General features: G+C 41.5%; 16 protein-coding genes, 8 tRNA genes, 3 rRNA genes and 2 pseudogenes. 4 read left to right on the forward strand and 25 right to left on the reverse strand.

Going from position 1 to position 24,149, the window contains the following annotated elements:
* Positions 1-3: 3 nt before the first annotated feature.
* The 4 genes from AA0X71_RS23590 to sigW form a co-directional block, all read right to left on the reverse strand.
* Complete coding sequence (locus AA0X71_RS23590) at positions 4-1,239, reverse strand: YbbR-like domain-containing protein (RefSeq protein ID WP_413357757.1); 1,236 nt, start codon at positions 1,237-1,239, stop codon at positions 4-6.
* Positions 1,232-2,059, reverse strand: coding sequence for a diadenylate cyclase CdaA (gene cdaA, locus AA0X71_RS23595; protein ID WP_413357759.1), 828 nt, complete (start codon positions 2,057-2,059; stop codon positions 1,232-1,234). Before cdaA ends, AA0X71_RS23590 begins: the two co-directional genes overlap by 8 nt.
* Before the next feature lie 94 nt (positions 2,060-2,153).
* A complete protein-coding gene (locus AA0X71_RS23600) occupies positions 2,154-2,816 on the reverse strand; it encodes an anti-sigma factor family protein (RefSeq protein ID WP_413357761.1) in 663 nt (220 codons plus the stop codon).
* 15 nt (positions 2,817-2,831) lie between these two features.
* A complete protein-coding gene (sigW, locus tag AA0X71_RS23605) occupies positions 2,832-3,395 on the reverse strand; it encodes an RNA polymerase sigma factor SigW (RefSeq protein WP_019156648.1) in 564 nt (187 codons plus the stop codon).
* A 230-nt stretch (positions 3,396-3,625) separates the two neighbouring features.
* On the opposite strand from sigW, the gene AA0X71_RS23610 reads away from it, so the two are divergent.
* Positions 3,626-3,784, forward strand: coding sequence for a Spo0E family sporulation regulatory protein-aspartic acid phosphatase (locus AA0X71_RS23610; RefSeq protein ID WP_413357763.1), 159 nt, complete (start codon positions 3,626-3,628; stop codon positions 3,782-3,784).
* A gap of 61 nt (positions 3,785-3,845) precedes the next feature.
* Here AA0X71_RS23610 and rocF read toward each other — a convergent pair whose 3' ends face one another.
* Complete coding sequence (gene rocF, locus AA0X71_RS23615) at positions 3,846-4,742, reverse strand: arginase (protein ID WP_413357765.1); 897 nt, start codon at positions 4,740-4,742, stop codon at positions 3,846-3,848.
* 189 nt (positions 4,743-4,931) lie between these two features.
* Here rocF and AA0X71_RS23620 point away from each other — a divergent pair.
* Positions 4,932-5,414, forward strand: a pseudogene (locus tag AA0X71_RS23620) (DUF418 domain-containing protein); the annotation flags it as partial.
* An 81-nt stretch (positions 5,415-5,495) separates the two neighbouring features.
* Here the strand turns inward: AA0X71_RS23620 and AA0X71_RS23625 are convergent.
* The 12 genes from AA0X71_RS23625 to AA0X71_RS23680 all read right to left on the reverse strand — a co-directional run bounded on the left by AA0X71_RS23625 (position 5,496) and on the right by AA0X71_RS23680 (position 12,623).
* A tRNA-Lys gene (locus AA0X71_RS23625) sits at positions 5,496-5,568 on the reverse strand.
* A 169-nt stretch (positions 5,569-5,737) separates the two neighbouring features.
* Positions 5,738-5,812, reverse strand: a tRNA-Gln gene (locus tag AA0X71_RS23630).
* 106 nt (positions 5,813-5,918) lie between these two features.
* Positions 5,919-6,002: transfer RNA gene (locus AA0X71_RS23635), tRNA-Tyr, on the reverse strand.
* Between the two features lie 14 nt (positions 6,003-6,016).
* Positions 6,017-6,092: transfer RNA gene (locus AA0X71_RS23640), tRNA-Thr, on the reverse strand.
* Positions 6,093-6,215: 123 nt separating this feature from the next.
* Positions 6,216-6,291, reverse strand: a tRNA-Val gene (locus AA0X71_RS23645).
* A gap of 97 nt (positions 6,292-6,388) precedes the next feature.
* A tRNA-Glu gene (locus AA0X71_RS23650) sits at positions 6,389-6,463 on the reverse strand.
* An 18-nt stretch (positions 6,464-6,481) separates the two neighbouring features.
* Positions 6,482-6,554, reverse strand: a tRNA-Thr gene (locus AA0X71_RS23655).
* A gap of 44 nt (positions 6,555-6,598) precedes the next feature.
* Positions 6,599-6,673, reverse strand: a tRNA-Asn gene (locus AA0X71_RS23660).
* A 183-nt stretch (positions 6,674-6,856) separates the two neighbouring features.
* Positions 6,857-6,973: ribosomal RNA gene (gene rrf, locus AA0X71_RS23665) — 5S ribosomal RNA — on the reverse strand.
* 94 nt (positions 6,974-7,067) lie between these two features.
* Positions 7,068-10,002, reverse strand: a 23S ribosomal RNA gene (locus AA0X71_RS23670).
* Between the two features lie 435 nt (positions 10,003-10,437).
* A 16S ribosomal RNA gene (locus AA0X71_RS23675) occupies positions 10,438-11,989 on the reverse strand.
* Together the 16S, 23S and 5S rRNA genes with 8 tRNA genes alongside form the textbook arrangement of a ribosomal RNA operon.
* Before the next feature lie 415 nt (positions 11,990-12,404).
* Positions 12,405-12,623 (reverse strand): hypothetical protein, encoded by a 219-nt coding sequence (locus AA0X71_RS23680; RefSeq protein WP_413357767.1) that lies wholly within the window; start codon positions 12,621-12,623, stop codon positions 12,405-12,407.
* Between the two features lie 133 nt (positions 12,624-12,756).
* Between AA0X71_RS23680 and pdaB the strand changes: the two genes are divergently transcribed.
* Positions 12,757-13,509, forward strand: coding sequence for a polysaccharide deacetylase family sporulation protein PdaB (gene pdaB, locus AA0X71_RS23685; RefSeq protein WP_413357769.1), 753 nt, complete (start codon positions 12,757-12,759; stop codon positions 13,507-13,509).
* Positions 13,510-13,865: 356 nt separating this feature from the next.
* Here pdaB and AA0X71_RS23690 read toward each other — a convergent pair whose 3' ends face one another.
* Positions 13,866-14,477, reverse strand: a complete 612-nt coding sequence (locus AA0X71_RS23690) for a KinB-signaling pathway activation protein (RefSeq protein ID WP_413357771.1) — start codon at positions 14,475-14,477, stop codon at positions 13,866-13,868.
* A 193-nt stretch (positions 14,478-14,670) separates the two neighbouring features.
* Between AA0X71_RS23690 and gerD the strand changes: the two genes are divergently transcribed.
* Positions 14,671-15,258 carry a spore germination lipoprotein GerD gene (gene gerD, locus AA0X71_RS23695; protein WP_413357772.1) on the forward strand — a complete coding sequence of 196 codons (588 nt, stop codon included), beginning with the start codon at positions 14,671-14,673 and terminating at the stop codon, positions 15,256-15,258.
* Between the two features lie 43 nt (positions 15,259-15,301).
* Here the strand turns inward: gerD and AA0X71_RS23700 are convergent, their stop codons facing one another.
* The 7 genes and pseudogenes from AA0X71_RS23700 to AA0X71_RS23730 form a co-directional block, all read right to left on the reverse strand.
* Positions 15,302-16,348, reverse strand: a complete 1,047-nt coding sequence (locus tag AA0X71_RS23700; protein ID WP_413357774.1) for an Mrp/NBP35 family ATP-binding protein — start codon at positions 16,346-16,348, stop codon at positions 15,302-15,304.
* Between the two features lie 115 nt (positions 16,349-16,463).
* A complete protein-coding gene (gene cwlD, locus AA0X71_RS23705) occupies positions 16,464-17,183 on the reverse strand; it encodes an N-acetylmuramoyl-L-alanine amidase CwlD (protein WP_413357776.1) in 720 nt (239 codons plus the stop codon).
* Positions 17,184-17,310: 127 nt separating this feature from the next.
* Entirely contained in the window at positions 17,311-17,754 is a 444-nt protein-coding gene (locus AA0X71_RS23710) for a YbaK family protein (RefSeq protein WP_413357778.1), read from the reverse strand.
* Positions 17,755-18,239: 485 nt separating this feature from the next.
* Positions 18,240-19,383, reverse strand: a pseudogene (locus AA0X71_RS23715) (mannitol-1-phosphate 5-dehydrogenase).
* 13 nt (positions 19,384-19,396) lie between these two features.
* Positions 19,397-21,487 (reverse strand): BglG family transcription antiterminator, encoded by a 2,091-nt coding sequence (locus AA0X71_RS23720; RefSeq protein ID WP_413357780.1) that lies wholly within the window; start codon positions 21,485-21,487, stop codon positions 19,397-19,399.
* 82 nt (positions 21,488-21,569) lie between these two features.
* Complete coding sequence (locus tag AA0X71_RS23725) at positions 21,570-23,480, reverse strand: PTS mannitol transporter subunit IICBA (RefSeq protein WP_413357782.1); 1,911 nt, start codon at positions 23,478-23,480, stop codon at positions 21,570-21,572.
* 208 nt (positions 23,481-23,688) lie between these two features.
* The gene (locus AA0X71_RS23730) at positions 23,689-24,147 is read right to left on the reverse strand and encodes a hypothetical protein (RefSeq protein ID WP_413357784.1); all 459 of its coding nucleotides are present in this window, start codon (positions 24,145-24,147) and stop codon (positions 23,689-23,691) included.
* Positions 24,148-24,149: the final 2 nt, after the last annotated feature.

The following is a 24,149-nucleotide window of genomic DNA, read 5'->3' on the forward strand; positions in this document are numbered from 1 at the left end:
TCACTACTCATCTTCTTGAGTTATTAACAATTTCACAGTCTCTCTCGCTAATTTCCATTCAACATTTTCTGGACCATCCACTTGAATCTCGATTTCATGCTCACCTACACCACGATCAGAGGCATCAATATAAAGTCGGAAGTTTGACGCTGTCAAGGAAGTAATGTCTCCACTGTTCCCCGATAAAGTTATACTGGTAGATCCATTCGATGGCTCCTGAAATACAGCTTCATATTGTTCTGATAATCCATCTATTTGAATAGGGACATTAGAAAAGGTTCGATCCTCTGTTTTATTAGCTCGTATCGATACTTTTATCACCTGAGGGTCAACAGCGATAATCCCTTCTGAAATAATAACAGGTAATGTTACCTCTGTATCCTTTTCAATTTCACTAACATCTAATTCCACTCGAACTGAATCCGTTCTACTCAATACCTCTTCAGAAGCAATAATCTTCGCTTCCTCGGTTTCGAGTCTAATCGATTCAATCGTTACGCCCGCTGGCAAGGTCCCAGATTGGACGACATTGATCGGAACGGTTTTAGTGGATGCCTTTACTGGAATCGTTACTTTCACACTACTTGGCTCCACGAGGACATCCAGTTTATTTAAAGCTTGATCAAGGACTAGAATCTCCGCTTCTCGCTTGAGCGTCTCATTGATTGGACCAGTCACATCCAAAGGAGCCTTTACATACGTGATTTTCTCAATCACATCTTTTGCCCCCGTGATCGTTACCTTATTTGGTTCGACGACTGCAATATCGGAAATGTATCCTTCTGCTAAAATATTGCTATCAAATTCTGCTTCTACATTAAACTCTTTCGTCACTTTTTCTTGGACAGACACGGTTACCGTTGCTGGGTCTATGCTCACTTTTAATCTTTCTGAAATGTCCCGAATTTGAATATCTACTTCTTGTGTTCCAATTTCCGCATCTGTTAAGTCGACATATACCTCAAATCCTCGTTGAGTTAAAGCCTGTTGAAGGTTTGCACGTGGCCCAGATAGGGTCAGCTTTACCGTTTCTGGCACACCTGTTACGACAAGATTGTCTGCATCATAAAGGCTCGTTACCGGTACTGCCTCGATTACTTCTGATTCTTGATCCTGGGGAACATTGACGACTGTTTTATTTTCTTCGGTCACATTTTCAAAGAGTAGCAATGCCAGCACTAAGGCGATGACACGAATAAACCATTTATTTTCGATCAATTTATTAATATACTTATCCATTCGCTTTTCCCCTCCAGTTCCATCGACCTGAAGAAGTCTGTTTTGCTTTTACCCCTGCTAGTAATTCTGCTTCTAATAACTCTCTAAACTTATCTAGCTTAAGGTCACGATGGAGTTCCCCATTCTTTGTCAAGGAGATCGCTCCTGTTTCCTCTGATACAATGACCGTTAAGCTATCAGTTACTTCACTAATACCCAATGCAGCCCGATGTCTTGTCCCTAATTCCTTTGAGATAAAAGGACTCTCTGACAAGGGCAAATAACAGGCGGCAGCAGCCACTGCATTATTTTGTAAAATAACAGCACCATCATGCAATGGAGTATTCGGGATAAAAATATTTATGAGTAGCTCCGAGGATATATTTGCATTTAACGGGATCCCCGTTTCTATGTAATCTGCTAATCCAGTTTCCCGTTCGACGGAAATAAGGGCTCCAATACGTCGTTTTGCCATATAATCTGTTGCCTTTACAATGGCTTCAACCATCTTTTCTTGTTCATCTTCTTCCTGGTGTCCAGTTCGAGAGAAAAAGCCTCCTCTTCCTAATTGTTCTAAGGCTCTTCTAAGCTCTGGTTGGAATATAATCACAAAAGCGACGACTCCCCATATGAGTACTTGCTCCATCATCCAATTTAGCGTTTGTAAATGGAACTTATCACTGATCAACGTTACGATTAAGACAACAAAAATTCCTTTCAGCAACTGAACAGCTTTCGTACCTTTTATCACCATGATGAGCTTGTATATCACGAATGTTACTAGGAGAATGTCAATGGCATTAATCAGTAGATCAAAAAGATTGAAATTTCCAATCGACATGGGACTTCCTCCAATTATATATTTAAAAGCAATACATGCTTTGATTTCGTTTTATTTTACCTTAATAGTATATCATAATTCAAAGAAACACTATTCAACTCAGTTCCACGCAAGGAAAAACAGTCACACCTTGTGACTGTTCCGACTCTTCGAAGAAGTTGATTGCTTCTTTCGCCATATTCTTCATATGATACCATATCCACTCAAAGATAGCATTTATTTCTTTAATCTCTCCTGTTACATCCCCTGCAGAGGCTAAATATTTTTCTCCGTTTATGACCGTTGCATTTCCATCAATTTGTCCTTCGATTACCAGTGTTCCGTTTCGAACGACGACATCTCCTTTAACAACTTCACCTTTTGGTACAATGACCGTATCATTTTGAACAATCAAGTTTGGTTGTTTTGATACGGATAAGTCATGACCGGTGTTCCATGTTGAGAAAAGACTCCCTACCATGAGAACCAGGAATAAGGAAGCAGCCGTTAATAGCGGATGATGTCTCAACCATCTTTGGACGCCTACTTTTTTCTTTTCTTTCGGTAATCTATTCATCACCTTCATGGTAAAATCGTCTGGCGCTGCTACATGAGCAACACTCTTTACTAATGCCAATGATTTTTCAAGTTCATGAAAATGCTTTTGACAATCCGGACATTGCAAAAGATGGTCTTTCAATTCCTTTTCATGCTCAGTTGAGATTTCTTCATCTAAAAACTCGTGCATATAAGCAATATATTTTTCAGGACAACTCACTGTTCTCACCTCTCATTAAACATTCCTTAATTGGTGTCTCAACGCTTCTCGCCCTCTGTGAATGCGGGTTTTGACTGTTCCTAATGGCATATCCAGAATCTCACTAATTTCGTTTAACGAAAGCTCTTCAATATACTTTAGAACGATGACAGAACGGTACTTCTCCGGCAATTTTGCGATTTCCCTCTGAATGGTTTCATGCAACTCTATACTCTCGACTTCTTCTTCTGGTAATGCTGAATCTGAAGGCACCTGTGAGTACATCGTCAAACCATCTGTTCCCGAGACTTCCGCATCTAGGTAAAAATCCGGTTTTTTCTTTCTAATTCGGTCAATACATAGGTTCGTGGCAATTCGATAGAGCCATGTGGAAAATTTCAAGTCGATATTAAAGCTTGCAATATTCACATATGCGCGAATAAATGCTTCTTGGGCCATGTCTTCAGCCTCGTGGCGGTTTCCCAGCATTCGGAAACATAGTTGAAATACTTTATCTTTATAGATTTCAACTATTTCTGCATAGGCATTTTGATCGCCTTTTAGTACTTGTCTAATTCTTTTTTTAACTATTGCATCCATTTTTCTATTTACCTCCGCTCTAATGCGGCTAGTCGATATACGAATCGATAGCAGAAAAGGTTTCATTTATTTACGGGATTTATTTATTACTGCTACAATCTAAGCCTTTTATCTAATTATCAGTAAGCAAATGGAACCATGATTATTATATACGATCTATTTTAGCAAAAAAAACCATTTATAGTTTAAGAATTTGGACAAAGGGAATAAAGAAATTAAAGGATGGTGTTATGAGGACAAAATTATTGCAGGAAATTGAATACTGTCGTAATCAAATGATCTCCACTGCCGCCTATACTTCTCTCTCAAATGATGAAGTACTAAAACTTAGCAAAGAACTGGATGTCTTATTAAATCAGTATCAAAAAATCAAAGAAAAAAATAAATAATCGTATCGGCACCTCCCCTTATTTTATATTGGGAGGTGCAGTTCATACTACCATTTAATTCTTACAATAATTTCTCTCCAAATAATGAGCCCATTAAAGCAACAGCTACTGACGCTGTTTTATTTTTCTCATCTAAGATAGGATTTACTTCTACAAATTCAGCTGAAGTGACAATTTCGGACTCGGCCAGCATCTCCATCGCCAAATGACTTTCGCGATAACTAATTCCTCCGTTTACAGGAGTACCCACTCCAGGAGCATCTGTTGGATCTAATCCATCTAGATCTAGTGACAAATGAACCCCATCTGTACGTTCCTTTAAGTACTGTATCGTTTCTTCCATGACCTTTGTCATTCCTAACCGATCGATTTCATGCATAGTGTAAACTCTAATTCCTTTTTCTTTAATAAGGTCTCTTTCTCCCTCATCTAACGAGCGGGCGCCAATGAGCACGATATTCTCTGGTTTCACTTTTGGATGATAGCCACCTATATTCGTCAACAATGGGTGCCCTAAGCCTATACTAACAGCCAACGGCATTCCATGGATATTTCCAGACGGTGATGTTTCAGCTGTGTTTAAATCACCATGAGCATCATACCAAATCACACCTAGGTTTTGATAGTGCCGTGAAACTCCTGCCAGGGTTCCTATAGCAATACTATGATCCCCACCTAATACTAAGGGAAAAGAACCAGATTGAATCACTTCATCTACCTTTTTAGCAAGGTTTGCTGTTTTCTCCGCAATTAAATCGAGATTCCTCAGATTTGATTCCTTGTCCACGCAAACTTCAGGTCTTCCAATCGCAATATCACCTAAATCTTCAACTTCATCAAATAAAGTTTGTAGCTTTTCATTTACACCAGCGTAACGTATCGCACTCGGACCCATATCAACTCCACGCCTCATCTGCCCAAGATCCATAGGCATTCCAATAATCGATAACTTGCGCACCTGCTTCCCCTCCTATCTGTCTTACTCCTATTTTAAACGCTTACAATCACTTGACTCAACTCGACATAATTATGCATATATATACGTTTGAAAATTCCATAAAATATGAAAATGATATTAGACTTTTAAATGATCAAATGATCCAATCTCTTTTGATTATTAACGGATTAAGTCTTTCATTTCTATGTTTCATCGATTTTATTATTGTTAGATAAAGATGGATGGATGAAACTCCTACACCCTTTAAGTTATATTGGACGTATGGCACTAACGAATTATATTCTCCAAACTATGTGGAAGGTTCTCATTAAACCTGAATTTGTTGCACAATGGGATGAGCTCCCAGAAAATTATCCTAATAAGGATATGTCTAAAGGAAGTAAAGTTGTTTGGGAACACCCTAACGGAGGACAAACCATTACATCTATCATAAAAGCAGAAGAAATGAAGGAATTAAAGATTGCGTTATACCAATCAAATTGGGAAATAAAACCGATTGAAGGTGACGTAGCGTATCTATATCAGTTAGAGGGTCGAAATGGTCGTACACTTTTAAAAATTGAAATTGGTGATTTTTCACTTATCAAGAATGGACAAATGTATTATGATGCCTCTGTTGAGTTTGCATCTACATCTAAACTAGTGATTAAAGAACTAGCAGAAAGTCTATAAAAAGAAACTTTTTTACTGATGCCAACTCAATTTAAATTTTTGAACACAAAAAATCCCTTAAGATTGGTATCTTAAGGGATATGAGCCATGAAGGACTCGAACCTTCGACCCTCTGATTAAAAGTCAGATGCTCTACCAACTGAGCTAATGGCTCGAAACCAATATGTGCTACTATTTCATTCTTACTTACTAATGCTGGCATCTACGATGTCCCCATCTCAGTAAGTTGATTCAAGTAGCAGCTCGATGGGTACAACTCGTAGCAAATTCATGGATGAATCGCTCGTTGCTCTACCAACTGAGCTAATGGCTCTAAAAAAACTTGGCTGGGCTAGCAGGATTCGAACCTACGAATGACGGAGTCAAAGTCCGTTGCCTTACCACTTGGCTATAGCCCAATAATATGTAAAATTCAAAAATAAAAAGGACTAATTATAGCTTGTCCTGTTTTTATGTTTTTATATAAGGAATGTTAATTTATTCCGCAAGCTTCATAAATAGCTTTGGTGGAGGGGGACGGATTCGAACCGCCGAACCCGAAGGAGCGGATTTACAGTCCGCCGCGTTTAGCCACTTCGCTACCCCTCCGAAAACAAAAAAAATGGTGCCGGCCAGAGGACTTGAACCCCCAACCTACTGATTACAAGTCAGTTGCTCTACCAATTGAGCTAGGCCGGCAAATTAAATAATAATGAATGCTATTTTACTCTGCTACGCTCCGTGAAAATAGATGACCCTTATTTTCGCTTTTGCAAAAACTGTGGAAAACTATTTTACTCCGCTTTACTACGTAAAAAGCTTTGGTGGAGGATGACGGGATCGAACCGCCGACCCCCTGCTTGTAAGGCAGGTGCTCTCCCAGCTGAGCTAATCCTCCAATGTATAAGTCTATTTATTTCTATCGTTGTTTGTTCCTTGTTTTCGCTGTCGTAAAAGTATAAGGTACGTTTTTTTCGCTGTCGCGAAAAAAACTTTGGTGACCCCTACGGGATTCGAACCCGTGTTACCGCCGTGAAAGGGCGGTGTCTTAACCGCTTGACCAAGGGGCCGTTACATTATTTAGAGAGAGCTTCCAACCGGGCTCGAACCGGTGACCTCTTCCTTACCATGGAAGTGCTCTACCTGCTGAGCTATGGAAGCATGCATTCTAGCTCACAATTATACTACTAATAAAGTGACTAAAATGGCTCCGCGGGTAGGATTCGAACCTACGACCGATCGGTTAACAGCCGATTGCTCTACCACTGAGCTACCGCGGAAAATCATTAATTAATTCCTCTATCTTGTGCACTTTCCGATTGTCCTCATCTCAGAAAGTCCATTCAAGTAGCAGCTCGATGAGTACAACTCGCAGCAAAATCATGATGCTTTGCTCGTTGCTCTACCACTGAGCTACCGCGGAAAAATAATACTTTAATCCTTAACTAGAATCAAAGTGGTTTGCCCGGCAACGTCCTACTCTCACAAGGGGACAGCCCCTAACTACCATCGGCGCTGAGAAGCTTAACTTCCGTGTTCGGTATGGGAACGGGTGTGACCTTCTCGCTATCGCCACCGGACTATTTGATTGAAGTGACCTCTTTTGCTTGCGCAAAAAGGATTATACCTTCAAAACTAGATAATGAAAGAAGAATAGAAAACCGAATAATCAATTTGGTTAAGTCCTCGAACGATTAGTATCAGTCAGCTCCACGTGTCACCACGCTTCCACCTCTGACCTATCAACCTGATCATCTTTCAGGGTTCTTACTAGCTTACGCTATGGGAAATCTCATCTTGAGGGGGGCTTCATGCTTAGATGCTTTCAGCACTTATCCCTTCCGCACATAGCTACCCAGCGATGCTCTTGGCAGAACAACTGGTACACCAGCGGTGCGTCCATCCCGGTCCTCTCGTACTAAGGACAGCTCCTCTCAAATTTCCTACGCCCACGACGGATAGGGACCGAACTGTCTCACGACGTTCTGAACCCAGCTCGCGTACCGCTTTAATGGGCGAACAGCCCAACCCTTGGGACCGACTACAGCCCCAGGATGCGATGAGCCGACATCGAGGTGCCAAACCTCCCCGTCGATGTGGACTCTTGGGGGAGATAAGCCTGTTATCCCCGGGGTAGCTTTTATCCGTTGAGCGATGGCCCTTCCATGCGGAACCACCGGATCACTAAGCCCGACTTTCGTCCCTGCTCGACTTGTAGGTCTCGCAGTCAAGCTCCCTTGTGCCTTTACACTCTACGAATGATTTCCAACCATTCTGAGGGAACCTTTGGGCGCCTCCGTTACTCTTTAGGAGGCGACCGCCCCAGTCAAACTGCCCACCTGACACTGTCTCCCACCTCGATTAGAGGTGCGGGTTAGAATGTCAATACAGCCAGAGTAGTATCCCACCGACGCCTCCACCGAAGCTAGCGCTCCGGCTTCTCAGGCTCCTACCTATCCTGTACAAGCTGTACCAAAATTCAATATCAGGCTACAGTAAAGCTCCACGGGGTCTTTCCGTCCTGTCGCGGGTAACCTGCATCTTCACAGGTACTATAATTTCACCGAGTCTCTCGTTGAGACAGTGCCCAGATCGTTACGCCTTTCGTGCGGGTCGGAACTTACCCGACAAGGAATTTCGCTACCTTAGGACCGTTATAGTTACGGCCGCCGTTTACTGGGGCTTCAATTCAGAGCTTCGCGTAAGCTAACCCCTCCTCTTAACCTTCCAGCACCGGGCAGGCGTCAGCCCCTATACTTCGCCTTGCGGCTTCGCAGAGACCTGTGTTTTTGCTAAACAGTCGCCTGGGCCTATTCACTGCGGCTTTTCAGGGCTATTCACCCTAAAAAGCACCCCTTCTCCCGAAGTTACGGGGTCATTTTGCCGAGTTCCTTAACGAGAGTTCTCTCGCTCACCTTAGGATTCTCTCCTCGCCTACCTGTGTCGGTTTGCGGTACGGGCACCTGTTTTCTCACTAGAGGCTTTTCTTGGCAGTGTGGAATCAGGAACTTCGGTACTTTATTTCCCTCGCTATCACAGCTCAGCCTTTGCGGTAAACGGATTTTCCTGTTTACCAGCCTAACTGCTTAGACGCACATATCCAGCAGTGCGCTTACCCTATCCTCCTGCGTCCCCCCATCGCTCAAACAAAAACGAGGTGGTACAGGAATATCAACCTGTTGTCCATCGCCTACGCCTTTCGGCCTCGGCTTAGGTCCCGACTAACCCTGAGCGGACGAGCCTTCCTCAGGAAACCTTAGGCATTCGGTGGATGGGATTCTCACCCATCTTTCGCTACTCATACCGGCATTCTCACTTCTAAGCGCTCCACCAGTCCTTCCGGTCTAGCTTCAACGCCCTTAGAACGCTCTCCTACCGCGTACACCAACGGTGTACACCCACAGCTTCGGTGATACGTTTAGCCCCGGTACATTTTCGGCGCGGGGTCACTCGACCAGTGAGCTATTACGCACTCTTTAAATGGTGGCTGCTTCTAAGCCAACATCCTGGTTGTCTAAGCAACCCCACATCCTTTTCCACTTAACGTATACTTTGGGACCTTAGCTGGTGGTCTGGGCTGTTTCCCTTTTGACTACGGATCTTATCACTCGCAGTCTGACTCCCACGCTTAAGTACTTGGCATTCGGAGTTTGTCTGAATTCGGTAACCCGATGAGGGCCCCTAGTCCAAACAGTGCTCTACCTCCAAGACTCGTTTTTCGTGAGGCTAGCCCTAAAGCTATTTCGGAGAGAACCAGCTATCTCCAAGTTCGATTGGAATTTCTCCGCTACCCACACCTCATCCCCGCACTTTTCAACGTGCGTGGGTTCGGTCCTCCATTCAGTGTTACCTGAACTTCAACCTGGACATGGGTAGATCACCTGGTTTCGGGTCTACGACTACATACTAAAACGCCCTACTTAAGACTCGCTTTCGCTGCGGCTCCGTCTTCTCAACTTAACCTCGCATGCAATCGTAACTCGCCGGTTCATTCTACAAAAGGCACGCTATCACCCGTTAAAGGGCTCTAACTACTTGTAGGCACACGGTTTCAGGATCTCTTTCACTCCCCTTCCGGGGTGCTTTTCACCTTTCCCTCACGGTACTGGTTCACTATCGGTCACTAGGGAGTATTTAGCCTTGGGAGATGGTCCTCCCAGCTTCCGACGGGATTTCTCGTGTCCCGCCGTACTCAGGATCCACTCAAGAGGGAACGAAGTTTCAACTACAGGGTTATTACCTTCTTTGACCAGCCTTTCCAGACTTGTTCGTTTACTTCGTTCCTTTGTAACTCCGTATAGAGTGTCCTACAACCCCAAGAGGCAAGCCTCTTGGTTTGGGCTAATCCCGTTTCGCTCGCCGCTACTCAGGGAATCGCGTTTGCTTTCTCTTCCTCCGGGTACTTAGATGTTTCAGTTCCCCGGGTCTGCCTTCATTACCCTATGTATTCAGGTAAAGATATCATCCCATTACGAATGATGGGTTTCCCCATTCGGAAATCTCCGGATCAAAGCTTACTTACAGCTCCCCGAAGCATATCGGTGTTAGTCCCGTCCTTCATCGGCTCCTAGTGCCAAGGCATCCACCGTGCGCCCTTCATAACTTAACCTACGATTTTTCCAAAGGAAAATATCGTTCATTGTTCGGCAAATGATAAGCGGCGTATCTCTTCGTCATCTTCACTCGTCAGCATCCTCACGTACACACTACGTACGTTCCGGTGCTTCCTCGCTTGATTCCTCGACCTACTTGCTTCTCATTTCCCTCATTGCTTGGCTTACAATTTCTCGTAACCCTCGCGGTTTTGTTTTGAAACTTAATCTCTAAACATATAGAGAGAAAAACTAAAATGGCGATTACTCGGTTTATTTCTTGGTTCTTCTTCATTATCTAGTTTTCAAGGTACAAGATTGTAACCAAAAGGTTACGTATATGAGAGTATTGCACTCTCAAAACTAAACAAATCATACGGCTTTTTTGACGAGTCAAAAAAGCTTCCATCAACGTTACGATTATGAGACATCTAAGTCTCCATATTCCTTAGAAAGGAGGTGATCCGAGCCGCACCTTCCGATACGGCTACCTTGTTACGACTTCACCCCAATCATCTGTCCCACCTTAGGCGGCTGGCTCCTTACGGTTACCCCACCGACTTCGGGTGTTACAAACTCTCGTGGTGTGACGGGCGGTGTGTACAAGGCCCGGGAACGTATTCACCGCGGCATGCTGATCCGCGATTACTAGCGATTCCGGCTTCATGTAGGCGAGTTGCAGCCTACAATCCGAACTGAGAATGGTTTTATGGGATTCGCTCCACCTCGCGGCTTTGCTGCCCTTTGTACCATCCATTGTAGCACGTGTGTAGCCCAGGTCATAAGGGGCATGATGATTTGACGTCATCCCCACCTTCCTCCGGTTTGTCACCGGCAGTCACCTTAGAGTGCCCAACTCAATGCTGGCAACTAAGATCAAGGGTTGCGCTCGTTGCGGGACTTAACCCAACATCTCACGACACGAGCTGACGACAACCATGCACCACCTGTCACTTATGTCCCCGAAGGGAAAGCCCTATCTCTAGGGATGGCATAAGGATGTCAAGACCTGGTAAGGTTCTTCGCGTTGCTTCGAATTAAACCACATGCTCCACCGCTTGTGCGGGCCCCCGTCAATTCCTTTGAGTTTCAGCCTTGCGGCCGTACTCCCCAGGCGGAGTGCTTAATGCGTTTGCTGCAGCACTAAAGGGCGGAAACCCTCTAACACTTAGCACTCATCGTTTACGGCGTGGACTACCAGGGTATCTAATCCTGTTTGCTCCCCACGCTTTCGCGCCTCAGCGTCAGTTACAGACCAAAGAGCCGCCTTCGCCACTGGTGTTCCTCCACATCTCTACGCATTTCACCGCTACACGTGGAATTCCGCTCTTCTCTTCTGCACTCAAGTTCCCCAGTTTCCAATGACCCTCCCCGGTTGAGCCGGGGGCTTTCACATCAGACTTAAGGAACCGCCTGCGCGCGCTTTACGCCCAATAATTCCGGACAACGCTTGCCACCTACGTATTACCGCGGCTGCTGGCACGTAGTTAGCCGTGGCTTTCTGGTTAGGTACCGTCAAGGTACCGGCAGTTACTCCGGTACTTGTTCTTCCCTAACAACAGAGTTTTACGATCCGAAAACCTTCATCACTCACGCGGCGTTGCTCCGTCAGACTTTCGTCCATTGCGGAAGATTCCCTACTGCTGCCTCCCGTAGGAGTCTGGGCCGTGTCTCAGTCCCAGTGTGGCCGATCACCCTCTCAGGTCGGCTACGCATCGTGGCCTTGGTGAGCCGTTACCTCACCAACTAGCTAATGCGCCGCGGGCCCATCTATAAGTGATAGCGAGAAGCCATCTTTCAGCTTAAGAACATGAGTTCAAAAGCATTATCCGGTATTAGCTCCGGTTTCCCGAAGTTATCCCAGTCTTATAGGCAGGTTGCCCACGTGTTACTCACCCGTCCGCCGCTAATTTTCGGGAGCAAGCTCCCTCAAATCCGCTCGACTTGCATGTATTAGGCACGCCGCCAGCGTTCGTCCTGAGCCAGGATCAAACTCTCCAAAAAAGAGTAAGAATTAGCTCTGAAATTTTTCGCATAAGCGAAAATATTTTTCATTAATTGAAACTTTAAATAAACGTTGGCTAGTTTCGGCTCCTAGCTTCTCGACCATTTCACTTCTTCTGTCAAAGTCTTTTGAACTTTTCCGCCAGAAGTTCCAATGTTTGTCGAAGCTGCACAGTCGCCTCCACTATTATTTGTTGACGTATGATTTGTTTAGTTTTCAAAGTGCGATTTCTCGATTTTCCTAAAGGAAAATTCTTCTTCATCGCTCGTAAGCGACTTTTTTAATATAACATATCGTTCAATCTTCGTCAACAACTTTTTTAAAAACTTTTTTGTTTTCGTTTAGTTGTTATCAGCGACGTTTATTAATATATCAAGATAATAATGTGAAGTCAACACTTTTTTCGCAATTTATTTAAATGCTTTTTGTAGAGCGAAGATACGTTAAACATTCCTCTGAAGGAGCCACCCGTTTAAACAAAGAAAATAATATTTTATATCTTTCTTCCATCGCCCTTTTGACGATATGATCAATCCGCTCATCTTCTAAATCAAAAAGAATTTCATCCATTTCTCTCTTAATTAAGTACTGAATCTCCTTTACTTCCTTTTCATTAATCATCATCCCTAACACAATAACCACTCCTATACACTTAATGGTTATTGTAGTGTTATCCATTTTAATTATTTTTATGACTTCGTTAACATATTTTTCTTATCGAAGCATACCTATGAGACAAGGAGTGTATTGGACGAGGTGATGGAAGATGAACTTTTTTTTCGTATTAAATGGAAAAACGATTAAGCAGCTAACTCTGATTGTTGTAGCAGCCTTTTTCACAGCGTGGTTTTTGTATCTAGAAAGTTTCATTCATATCCCTACTTTCTCAGATAAAAATGACCCGAAGGCAATTTACAAAGGAGAAAAAGATCTCGCATTAACCTTTAATATTGGTTGGGGAGACGAGAAGGCAGAACCGATTCTCGACATTTTAAAAAAGGAAAAAATATCGACAGCGACCTTCTTTTTATCTGGAGCTTGGGCTGAAAGACATCCTGACTTAGTCAATAGAATAGTTAAAGATGGTTATGAAATAGGGATATTAGGTTACAACTATATTGACTATACAGATATCAAGGAAGAGGAAATTCGAAAGGATCTGGCTACAGCAATAGAAGCGTTTAGTAAATTGAATATCAAAAATATTAAGCTTGCCCGTGCTCCAACAGGTCATTTTGATCAAAAAACATTAAAAGTAGCTGAACGCTACGGTCTAACCCTTGTACATTGGAGTGTTGATTCGAAAGATTGGACAAATCCGGGTGTAGAGATCATCGTAGATAATGTCTCGAAAGCGAAAAAAGGAGATATCATCCTTATGCATGCTTCAGATTCTGCTAAACAAACGGCAGAAGCACTTCCTTCTATAATGAAGGATCTTCGTAAAAAAGGACATAAACTTATAACCGTTTCTGAAATGATTGTAAATGCTGATTCGAGTACAAAAGAAATAAAGTAATTCCCCAAAATAAAGAAGGGGTCCGCGTTTATTAGTCGGAGGAAAACAGCTAAAGTATCTGAGCTGATAAATAGACGGAAGGATTCCGCTTAAATAACAAATATCATGAAAAACAACTTAAATAGACGGAGAATTTTCCTCTATTAACTAAAAAACTTCGAAAATAAGAGCTTTTTCTTTACATAAGCGGAAAATTTTCCCTTATTACTTCGAAAAGAGCTTCACTGTGGTAATTAACAGGAAATTCTCCGCTTATTTTTGCTAGTTTTAAATATGTATGGCCAGTTTCCGGCAAATACAACTGTCATTTCAGCACGTATTTTAAGAAAATCTCTAAAAAAAGAAGCCTCCCATTATTAGGATGGCTTTTTTTCTTGTGCTGATTTTTGATTTAATTTATGAAGTATGAGCATTTGATAGCCGTTGCATAATAATAATGGATAAAGCATTAAGTATAGCCAACCTTCTTCATTTACACGAAGAACAGGCATCCATTCAATAGTCGTAACGACAATCATGAAAAAGACCGCTGGTACGAAAGCTTCTTTATTTGTTTGTTTCGCTTTAAAATACGCTACAACAAGTGCCACAATGAGTATTATAGCTGGATCCAATAAATATGAAGTGACTTCCCCACCAAAAGCTCTGTGACGGAAATATACTAAATCAAATAAAACAAATAAAATAAGAACAATTTGTACTGCATTCCATAGTTTTACCGACTTAAAGATCCCAAGACCAAAACGATGCACGGTCAAGTAAGCAAAAAAGCCCATTTGACTGATTAAACTAAAAATCAAGCCTACTCCAACGAACCAAAACAATGTGGATAAGATTTTTAGAATATCAAAATCCGTAAAATACGGTTGAAATTCATCCCAACGAACAATAAATCCTATGATTCCAGTCGCAAGCCCACCCAATATCAATGTGGACATAAACAATTGAACAACATAACGGCTTTTCACGTTTGTTTTCCTCCAAGTTCTAGATTCCCCTCTAGATTGTACCAACCATAGTTTGAAAAATCTAGGTATTCGGATCAAACGCATAAAAATTGTCGAATTTCTTCATCCTAATGGATAAGTAGGCTTATATGTTCATCACTAAGATTTGCAACAATAGACCTAATTTTAGCATTTAGTGAAAGGAGCTTTTGTTATGAGGAATAAAATGGTCTTGCTCCTCATCGGTTTACTTGTTTTTGGAAGTGCTGGTTGTGCCCAAACAGAAGCAGGAAGTAAAGAATTAGATTACGAAGAAACAAAGAAAATGGTTGTAGACATTTTAAAAACAGATGATGGAAAAAAAGCACTCCAGGAAGTCATGGATGACGATGGGATGAAAGAGAGACTCGTCATGGATCAAGCAGTCGTTTCTTCTACCATCCAACAGTCTCTTACATCTGAAAAAGGGGCTGAATTTTGGAAAAAACAATTTGAGGACCCTAAATTTGCAGAAACCTTCGCTAAAAGCATGCAACAGGAACATGAGAAACTCATAAAAAACTTGATGAAGGATCCGGAATATCAGGGGATGATGATTGAACTCATGAAGGATCCAGAGTTAACAAAAGAAGTTACTGAATTAATGAAAAGCAAAGAATATCGGGAACATTTACAAAAAGTCATGACTGAAACCTTTGAAAGTCCTCTTTACAAGGCAAAAATCGAAGATATCCTTCTAAAGGCTGCCACTGAAAAGGCTGGCGGTGAAGAAGGAGGAGAAGAAAAGAAAGAAGAAGAATAAATAAAAGAGGATGTCCAAAAATGGATATCCTCTCTTTTATAGATTACTTCTCTAATTTTGCAATCACTTTATCTGCAATGTCTAAATAAATTTTACCAATCTTATGATCTTCCTGGTAGACGGAAGGAGCAAAATCGTCTTCGTTCCAATCAGGCTGTCCTAATGGCAACTGCCCTAATACTTCTGTTCTAAGCTCATCTGCCAGCTTCTCTCCGCCACCTTGGCCAAATACATATTCCTTTTCACCGGTTAACTGGCTTTCAAAATATGCCATATTTTCAACAACACCAAGGATTTCATGGTCGGTTTTTAATGCCATTGCTCCGGCCCGAGCTGCGACAAACGCTGCTGTAGGATGCGGTGTTGTCACGATTAATTCTTTACAAGATGGAAGCATAGAGTGTACATCTAAAGCAACGTCCCCTGTTCCTGGAGGAAGATCCAATAATAAATAGTCTAGGTCATTCCACTCCACTTCGTTAAAGAAGCTGTTCAGCATTTTCCCTAACATTGGGCCACGCCAGATGATTGGGGCGTTATCTTCCACAAAGAAGCCCATGGAGATGACTTGTACGCCAAAGCGCTCTACTGGAATGATTTTTTCACCGCGTACAGCTGGTCGCTCTGTAATCCCCATCATATCAGGAACACTAAATCCGTAAATGTCTGCATCTACAAGCCCTACTTTTTTACCGAGTCGTGCTAAAGAAACAGCTAAGTTGACCGAAACCGTAGATTTCCCTACTCCACCTTTCCCACTTGCAATAGCAATAAAGGTCGTATCACTTTTTAGTAAGCCTTCAGATTTATCTTGGGCTGTGCGGTGCTGCGCAAGCACTTCTTCAGGAAGTTGAGAAAAGCGAATTCCAACTGATTCAGCCCCACCTTGTTTCAGCAAGCGAACAACTTCCTGCTGAAGCTGTAATTGCTCCGCAGTTCCAGTTTTGGCAATCGCTATTTTTACACTGACGTGATTTTTTTCTTCTTTGATTTTAATTTCTTCGATTGCATTCAATTCTTTTAACGATTTATGTAAGAAAGGTTCCTTAATACCGCTAAGAATTTCAACAATTTTTGCTTCTGTTAACATGTATGACACCCCTTCTTGAATTCGTTTCCAACCATAGTATAACATATAACATATCCCTGTCTGTTAATTCAATCACACCCTATAAAATGAAAAAAGAAAGGCAGTTAGCGCCTTCCTATTCGCTTTCCACTAATTCATCCTCTTTTGAATAATAGCGTAATATTCCTTTATAGATAGACGCGGCAACCTGTTCTTGATAGTCCTCTTTCGTCAGGTTTTCCCGTTCCGTTGGATTTGATAAGAAACCGACTTCCACCAGCACCCCTGGTTTTTTGGCATATTTTAAAATATAAACTTGGTTGATCGGCTTTGCCTTCCTCGTCGTATTCTCCAAGTTATGACGAAGCTCATCCTGAATAAATTTCGCGGCCCTTGCATTTTCTGAGATCTGGCTTGCATAAAAAGTTTGCGCTCCACTCCACTTTGGAGAAGGTATCGCATTCAAATGAATACTGACATAAAAATCAGCCTCAGATTCATTAATCATTTCTAATCTCCGTTTTAGATCTTCTGTTTTTCTTCGACTAAGTCCATTTGTTTCTTCATCTGCCAAATCTTTATCTTCCTCACGAGTCATCATCACTAATGCACCTTGTTGTTGGAGATAATCCCGAAGCTTAAAGGAAATTTCAAGGGCGATATCCTTTTCTAATGCATCTTCATCACCAGCACCACCATCAGGACCACCATGACCAGGATCTAATAAAATAATTTCCCCTGACAGAGGAAGGTTCCACGGTTTAATGGAGTTATTTTCCCGAAAATCATATTGTAAAATAAAGATCAATAGGGTAAGCCCTACAAGAAATGCCGCTATTTTTATTTTCCTGTTCATGCGCCTTAACCAACCCTTCCTGCTCGTCCTTTTCAATTCAATATATGGGACAAGTTGAAGGATTAGAACAATGAATATAGACCTTCATTTTCACTATTTAATGGTTTACATCTGCCGTTTTGCCTCCCTAATGAAGCCTCAACTTATGTCTCCTTTCTCCTTTACGAAAACCTTCCATCCACCAGCTATCGACATACTGTTCACATAAGTAATAAAGTGACTCACTATAGATCCCTTCCGTTCCTTTCCCCCAATAAAGCAGGAAGTTATATAGAGTATCAATCAGATGTTTTTCTTCTTTCTTACATCTATTCTTCACGTTCTCGATATCCTCACCATAATAACCAAAGCGGCTGAAATGAGCTCCTAATAAATACGCTTCTATCGCTACGTCATAACAAGCCTCTTCAATCCCTGATTGTAAAATAAGGCTAGACGTTAAGTCGGATGATCCAAAAAAATGCGTCACTCGTTCTTTCAATGTCTTAAGAGAAATTTCCCTTAAAACAGATTTTTCATATTTCAGTTGTTTCTCTTTTCTTTTTTCATTAAAGGTTGTCACCACACTCACGGATTACTCACCCCTTTCGCATAGTCTTTATCGACTTCGAAAGAGAAATACCAAGCACCCATTGCCAATTTTTATTGTAAATGGAAAGACTCTAAGATAGAAAAAAAGCTCCTACAAAATGTAGGAAGCTTCCGGTTTGTCTAATTCGATCCAAACATCTCTCACCCTTAAGCGGAATTTTTCCTGTTATCTCCTCAATGAAGTCCCTTTTAGGAGAAATAACGGAAGATTTTCCGCTTATGGAGGGCAAAATCACTTATTTGGGCTTTTTTTGAGGAAATAGCAGGAATTTTTCCTGTTATGTCGGCTCTTTTTCATGATGTTTGCTCATTAAGCGGAATTTTTCCTGTTATTTTTTCATACCGATACTCCTACTGTTTATACGAAGATTTTATCGAACACTTATCCACAAGTCGAGGGAATTTATAAATTCCTGCTAGATAGAAAAAAAGCCATCGAGAAAATTTCTCGACAGCTAAAGGTACTTATTTTTTCAGTACTCCATATTGACTAACAATTTCCTTTGTCAGTGCGCTTGTTGGTTCTAATCCAGAAACTTCCTGTAATACTTGTACGGCCCCATGCTTTTGAATCATCGACTGTAATTTAACAGCATCTTCATCCCCACTAAAGTCAAACATTAACGCAGCAGCAATCGCCTTCGCTAAGTTCGTGTAAGAAAGGCCTGCTTTTTGAGCTTGTAGAGCAGGTCGGACTAGCCGGTCCTCATGACCAAGCTTTCGAAGCGGAGAACGCCCTACTCTTGTAACGCCATCATTCAAATGGGCATTTTCGAAGCGTCCGATGATTTTATCGATATATTTCTGATGCTCCGCTTCATCTAAATGATATTCATTGATTAAATAGGCACCTGTCTCACCAAGAGTCGCCTTTACTTGCTTATAAATCGCCTCATCTGCTAACGTTTGATCGATCGTTTCCTTACCGGCAAGGTAGCCGAAGTAAGCAATTACCGCATGTCCAGTGTTTACCGTGAACAGTTTTCTCTCAATGAACGGAGCAAGCTCAGGGACGATGGTCATGCCTTCAATATGAGGGATTTCATCGCTTGTTTCAACTACCCACTCATAATATGGTTCGACAAGAACATCCAGTGAACCTTCGTTATTTTGAATGGGCACAATGCGGTCAACAGCTGAATTTAAAAATGAAACTTGTGCTAACACTTTCTCTTTCGTCGCTTCCTCAAGATGTTCCAATATGTACCCTTTTAATAAATCCGTTGCTGAGATTCTGATTTTCACAGGCAATGACATAAAGCTTTTCATCATTTTTCTCCACTCTAGCAGCTAGACCCTTCGCAATTAACGGCGCAATTCTTGGGAGAATATTGGGCCCAATCGCAGTCGTTAAATACTCCGCATTCGTTATCGCTTTGATTACTTCTTCTTCCTGCTTCAAGTTATTCAATCCTGAAACATTCTCGATTTTTACCGATTCTTTCGCATCTGTAGCGAGCATGACTCGATATTCTTTTTTCTCATTTAATTGGTCGATAATTTGGTCAGCAATGTCGACGAAAACCACTTGGTATCCTGATTGGGAAAACAGCGCACCAATAAATCCTCTCCCAATATTTCCTGCTCCAAAATGTACGGCTTGTTTCATCGGAATCATTCCTTTATTTCATAATTTTAAAATTGGTTTCGATATAATTTACAAAGATTGTTTTCAGCTTGTTATAGATTAACTCTTCGTTCGCTGAGGAAAAAATAAGGAGCGCCTCATCTGTTTCGATAATACTCGTACTGATCAAACTTAATATCTCCTGTTCCCTCGTGCTTAATTCTTCTGGTGCAAGCATGAGCAGCAAATTCTTCATTAACACATCATCACCATTCATCCCTTTGACTAGGCATGGATTTGGAAGGTGGGTAATTTGAAAAATAAGTTGATGAACATTCTTATTGCGCGTGTGAAAAAGAGCAATATTCGTTTCTGGAATCCCTAATCCACCCAGTGCTCCTCGTTCTTTTAGAGCTGTCAAAACATCCATCGAGTTCTCAAGCAACTTCTCCTCTTCTGCTCTTTGAAGCATCACTTCGAGAATCTCCTCTTGACTCTCCCATTGTTCCATTCGATAAAATCGAAAATGATTCGTAAGCGACTCAATGCTTTGATGAACATCTTTTAAATCCTGCAACATATCTTCCAGTTCTACATGTTGCTCATAAGTTTTTGAAAAAGATTCGCTTTTTACATACTGTTTACCCTTCGTCATCGTTTCGATATGATTTTGTAAAAAGGTCTTTATCGTAACAATGTTCTCTTCCGTCAAAAGGGGATTTACTAATGTATATTCAACATTCATAAAAGGCAAGCGCACAGTGGAGATAATCATGTCATACGCTTTTAAATCGACTTGTCCCGTTATATCCTTTATCGACTTAATTTCAATCGCGTTAATTTCACTGATTTCTTTTTTAATTCGGCTCGCTAGCATTTTCGAAGTTCCGATTCCCGTTGGACAAATCACCAATGCTTTAATCGTTAAATTTTCTTCACGCATAACGAGGGAAGAACCAAAATGCAAGACCATGAACGCAATTTCATCGTCTGGAAAATCATCAATTTCCTGAAATTCTCGTTCTACCCCATTTTTTACAGCTAAAAATAAGACAGGATATTTCTGTTTGATTTCCTCTTTTAACGGATTAAAAGTCTCCATTTTTTGCTTTATTCGAAATAAGGATGGACCCATATGGGCGAGCAATCCTTGGAACAAAGAAAAGTCTTGTGTTAAATCCACATGTAATTGATCGGAAACCGATCGAATCACATTTTTGATCTTCTGGGCAAAAATAATACTGTCATTCGGTACAGCATCTGAAGCTCGAAGCTTTGAACCCTTTAGAATGAGGGCTAAATAAAAAACATCCTCCTGTGAAACCTCAACATCAAATGTTTTCTCAAGCTGCCGCACGATTTGCTCCATCAGTTCATACTCTGCTGCAACCTCGCTCTCCGTTAGGCTGATTTCCTCATCCATAAGGAAATCCGTTTCACTTCGTTGTAGCGTAATATAAATATGTAGAATAACTTCTAAAAACCCAGTGTCTGCGAGACGTTCAGGTTCATTATGAAAAGCCGCAGTCACAAGGGCGTTCACTTCCTGCAGATGCTCTGGAATAAAATAAAAAAGTACCTTTTCTTCATGAAGTGCATCTTGCTCTAACAAAAACAACTTTTCGATTAACTCATCATGGAAATTTTGAATAAAAAAGTAGGCCAGTGCCCTACGTTTATTTGCTTCACTCCCATATAATTCAACGCCCACTCCTCTTTTTCTCGTGAGCTTAAGCTGAAAATGACTAAACCACGCGGTTAGTTCATCCAAATAGACTGCCAACGTAGCCGTGCTTACACCGAGATAATTGGCTAACACCTGCGTTTTATACATTTCCTCATTCAAAATCGCCAGTAAGAGACGTAGTTTCCGCTCCTGCGGTGTTTCATCAATTGGATCACTGGAGGTTAAATGCTGAACAAGGCGAAAGATCTGTTCATTTTTCCCCTCAATTACTAGTCCTTCGTTCTTGTTGCGCGACAATTTCAGATCAAAATATTCTAAGATCTTTTCCACTGTCTTCAAATCTCGTTGAATCGTCCTAGCACTTACATGAAGAGAGGTTGAGATCGATAAAGCGGTATGTTTCCCTGACGTTTTAATAATCAGTTCTATAATCGCTTTTTCCCTCGAGGTAATGTGCATAGTATCAACTCGTTCCTATAAAGTAGCTAAAAACACCGAATAGAAAAGCGCAAGATTACGCTTTTCTATTCAGTAAGTATCGTTATTTCTTTCCGATAATATCGATCATCTCTTGAGCTGTCTTAGCCTCAACCATTTTTTCGATATTTTCCATATCTGAACATGTGACCGCAATTCCAGATAGGATTTCTAGATGTGTACCGTCTTTTCCAGCAATACCGAAAATCAAACGAACCTTCTGTCCATCAAAATCAATACCTTCTGGTACCTGAATAACCGTTAATCCAGATTTAAGCACAGACTTTTTCGCACTTTCCGTTCCATGTGGAATCGCAACATCATTCCCCATGTAGGTTGAAGTCATTTGTTCGCGCTCAATCATTGCCTCTATATAGCTTTCTTCCACGTAACCAGCATTGACTAATGCTCTTCCAGCAAAACGAATCGCTTCTTCCTTGCTTGTAAACTTCTGATTTAAGAAAACATTTTCCGGAAGAAGTAAGTCTTCACTTTGTCCTTCTTGAGATTCATTAACCGTACCCGCTTCTTCTGCTTCATCGACAATTTCATGTAATTCAGAATTTGCCGGGAATTGTAGCTTGCTTATTAACTTATCATATTCAGGGCTAGATAAGAAGTTATCCACCGAAATATGGTAAGCATTAGGCACTTTGTTTCGTGCTCTTGGTGTTAATTCTTCTTGGGTAATGACAATCTGAGCATCCGCTGGAAGATTGCTGATTGATGTATTGGTAACAGCTACATCCATGCCTGCTTCCTTCACCTTTTTACGAAGGAGAGAGGCCCCCATTGCACTTGATCCCATTCCAGCATCACAAGCAAAAATGATTTTTGTCACGTTATCAGGCATTGCTCCTTGCTCTCCTACAAATACATTTGCAACAGAGCTTTTCTTGCCTTTCATTTCTTGCATTTTTTGAGCCGCTGCTTCAATATCATCTTCACCTTGTTTTCCTGTTTTCAAGATAAATGATGAAGCAATGAATGATACAGCTGCCGCTACGATTACACCAGCAAAGTTAGCTAAATAGGCACCTGCATGGTGAGGCGTTACGGCTGTAATGGCAATAATACTTCCTGGTGAAGATGGAGCAAATAAACCACCGCCAAGTAAAACGAGTGTGAACACGCCACTCATTCCACCAAGGATAACGGCAACAATTAATAGTGGACGCATTAAGATGTACGGGAAGTAAATTTCATGAATTCCACCAAAGAAGTGAATGATTCCTGCACCTGGAGCCGACTTTTTCGCCGCTCCTTTCCCAAAGAACATGTAAGCAAGTAGAACACCGATACCAGGTCCTGGGTTTGCTTCTAATAAGAATAGAATCGACTGACCCGTTTCTTTTGCCTGTTCAATGGCAATTGGGGAAAGGACTCCATGGTTAATGGCATTGTTTAAGAATAATACTTTCGCTGGTTCGATTAAGATACTTGTTAATGGAAGTAGGCCTGTACCAACTAACCAGTCAACTCCTGCAACAAGTGCATCTGTAAAGGTAGAAATGACAGGACCAACACCTAAGAAAGAAAAAATCGCAATGATAGCTCCTAAAATTCCAGCAGAGAAGTTGTTGACTAACATTTCAAAACCAGCACGAATTTTTCCTTCGATCATCTGGTCAAATTTCTTAATCACCCATCCACCAAGTGGACCAATAATCATCGCTCCAAGGAACATCGGGATGCCTGCACCCGCGATAACCCCCATTGTCGCGATCGCACCAACAACGGCTCCCCGTTGATCGTAAACTAACTTACCACCTGTATATCCAATTAATACTGGTAGCAAGTAGGTCACCATTGGGTCAACCATTTTGGCAAGTTCTTCATTTGGCCAGAAGCCAGTAGGTATAAATAAAGCTGTAATTAAACCCCATGCGATAAACGCTGAGATGTTCGGCATTACCATAGAACTAAGGAAGTTACCGAACTTCTGAACAGCCACTTTAATGTTAGACTGAGACATTTTAATCTCCCCTTTATAGTTCGTTCTTCCTTATCCTATCTTAGAATGATAGCGTTATCAATAAAGTCAAAACGTAGATTTGTCGCATCTATTAAGACAAAAGTAGTGTATCTCAACATAGCAATGTTTTTTACGAGGTGTAGTATAGTAAAATAACATTTACAGGAAACGATCAGTCATAATCCTGAAATAAGGGGGGGAATTTTATTTACTTTACCTTCGCTACTCCTAAGGCATAATGCTTAAAAAGAACATTCTCTACAGTCTCTGCCTTTTCTTCCTCACAATCAACAATGACAATGATTTCAGAATGATACCCTTTCATACGCCTTCGCTTCTTTTTCAAAACGATTTCTGTGAAAAGACGAATCGCAAATCCCAGTAAAAATCCTGTAGCAGCTCCAATTAATCCCCAATAAATCGGTCCCCACGCAAGTTTAAACCCGACACTTGCACCAATAACTGCAAACGCCGTTGATAATGCAGCCCCAATATCAATTAAAGAAGTTCCATCAGAGCGATTTATATTATCAAATACCTTATGAACTTCACTTCGGTTATCGAGAGGGACGACAAAAATATGTTCTTTCTTAATCCCCTTTTTCTCCAATGTAGAAATAGCCATCTCGATATAGGCCGTATGTTCAAATGTGGAAAATAGTTGCATAC

The sequence above is a fragment of the Robertmurraya phoenicis genome, from assembly GCF_047302285.1.
Taxonomy (GTDB): Bacteria; Bacillota; Bacilli; order Bacillales; family Cytobacillaceae; genus Robertmurraya.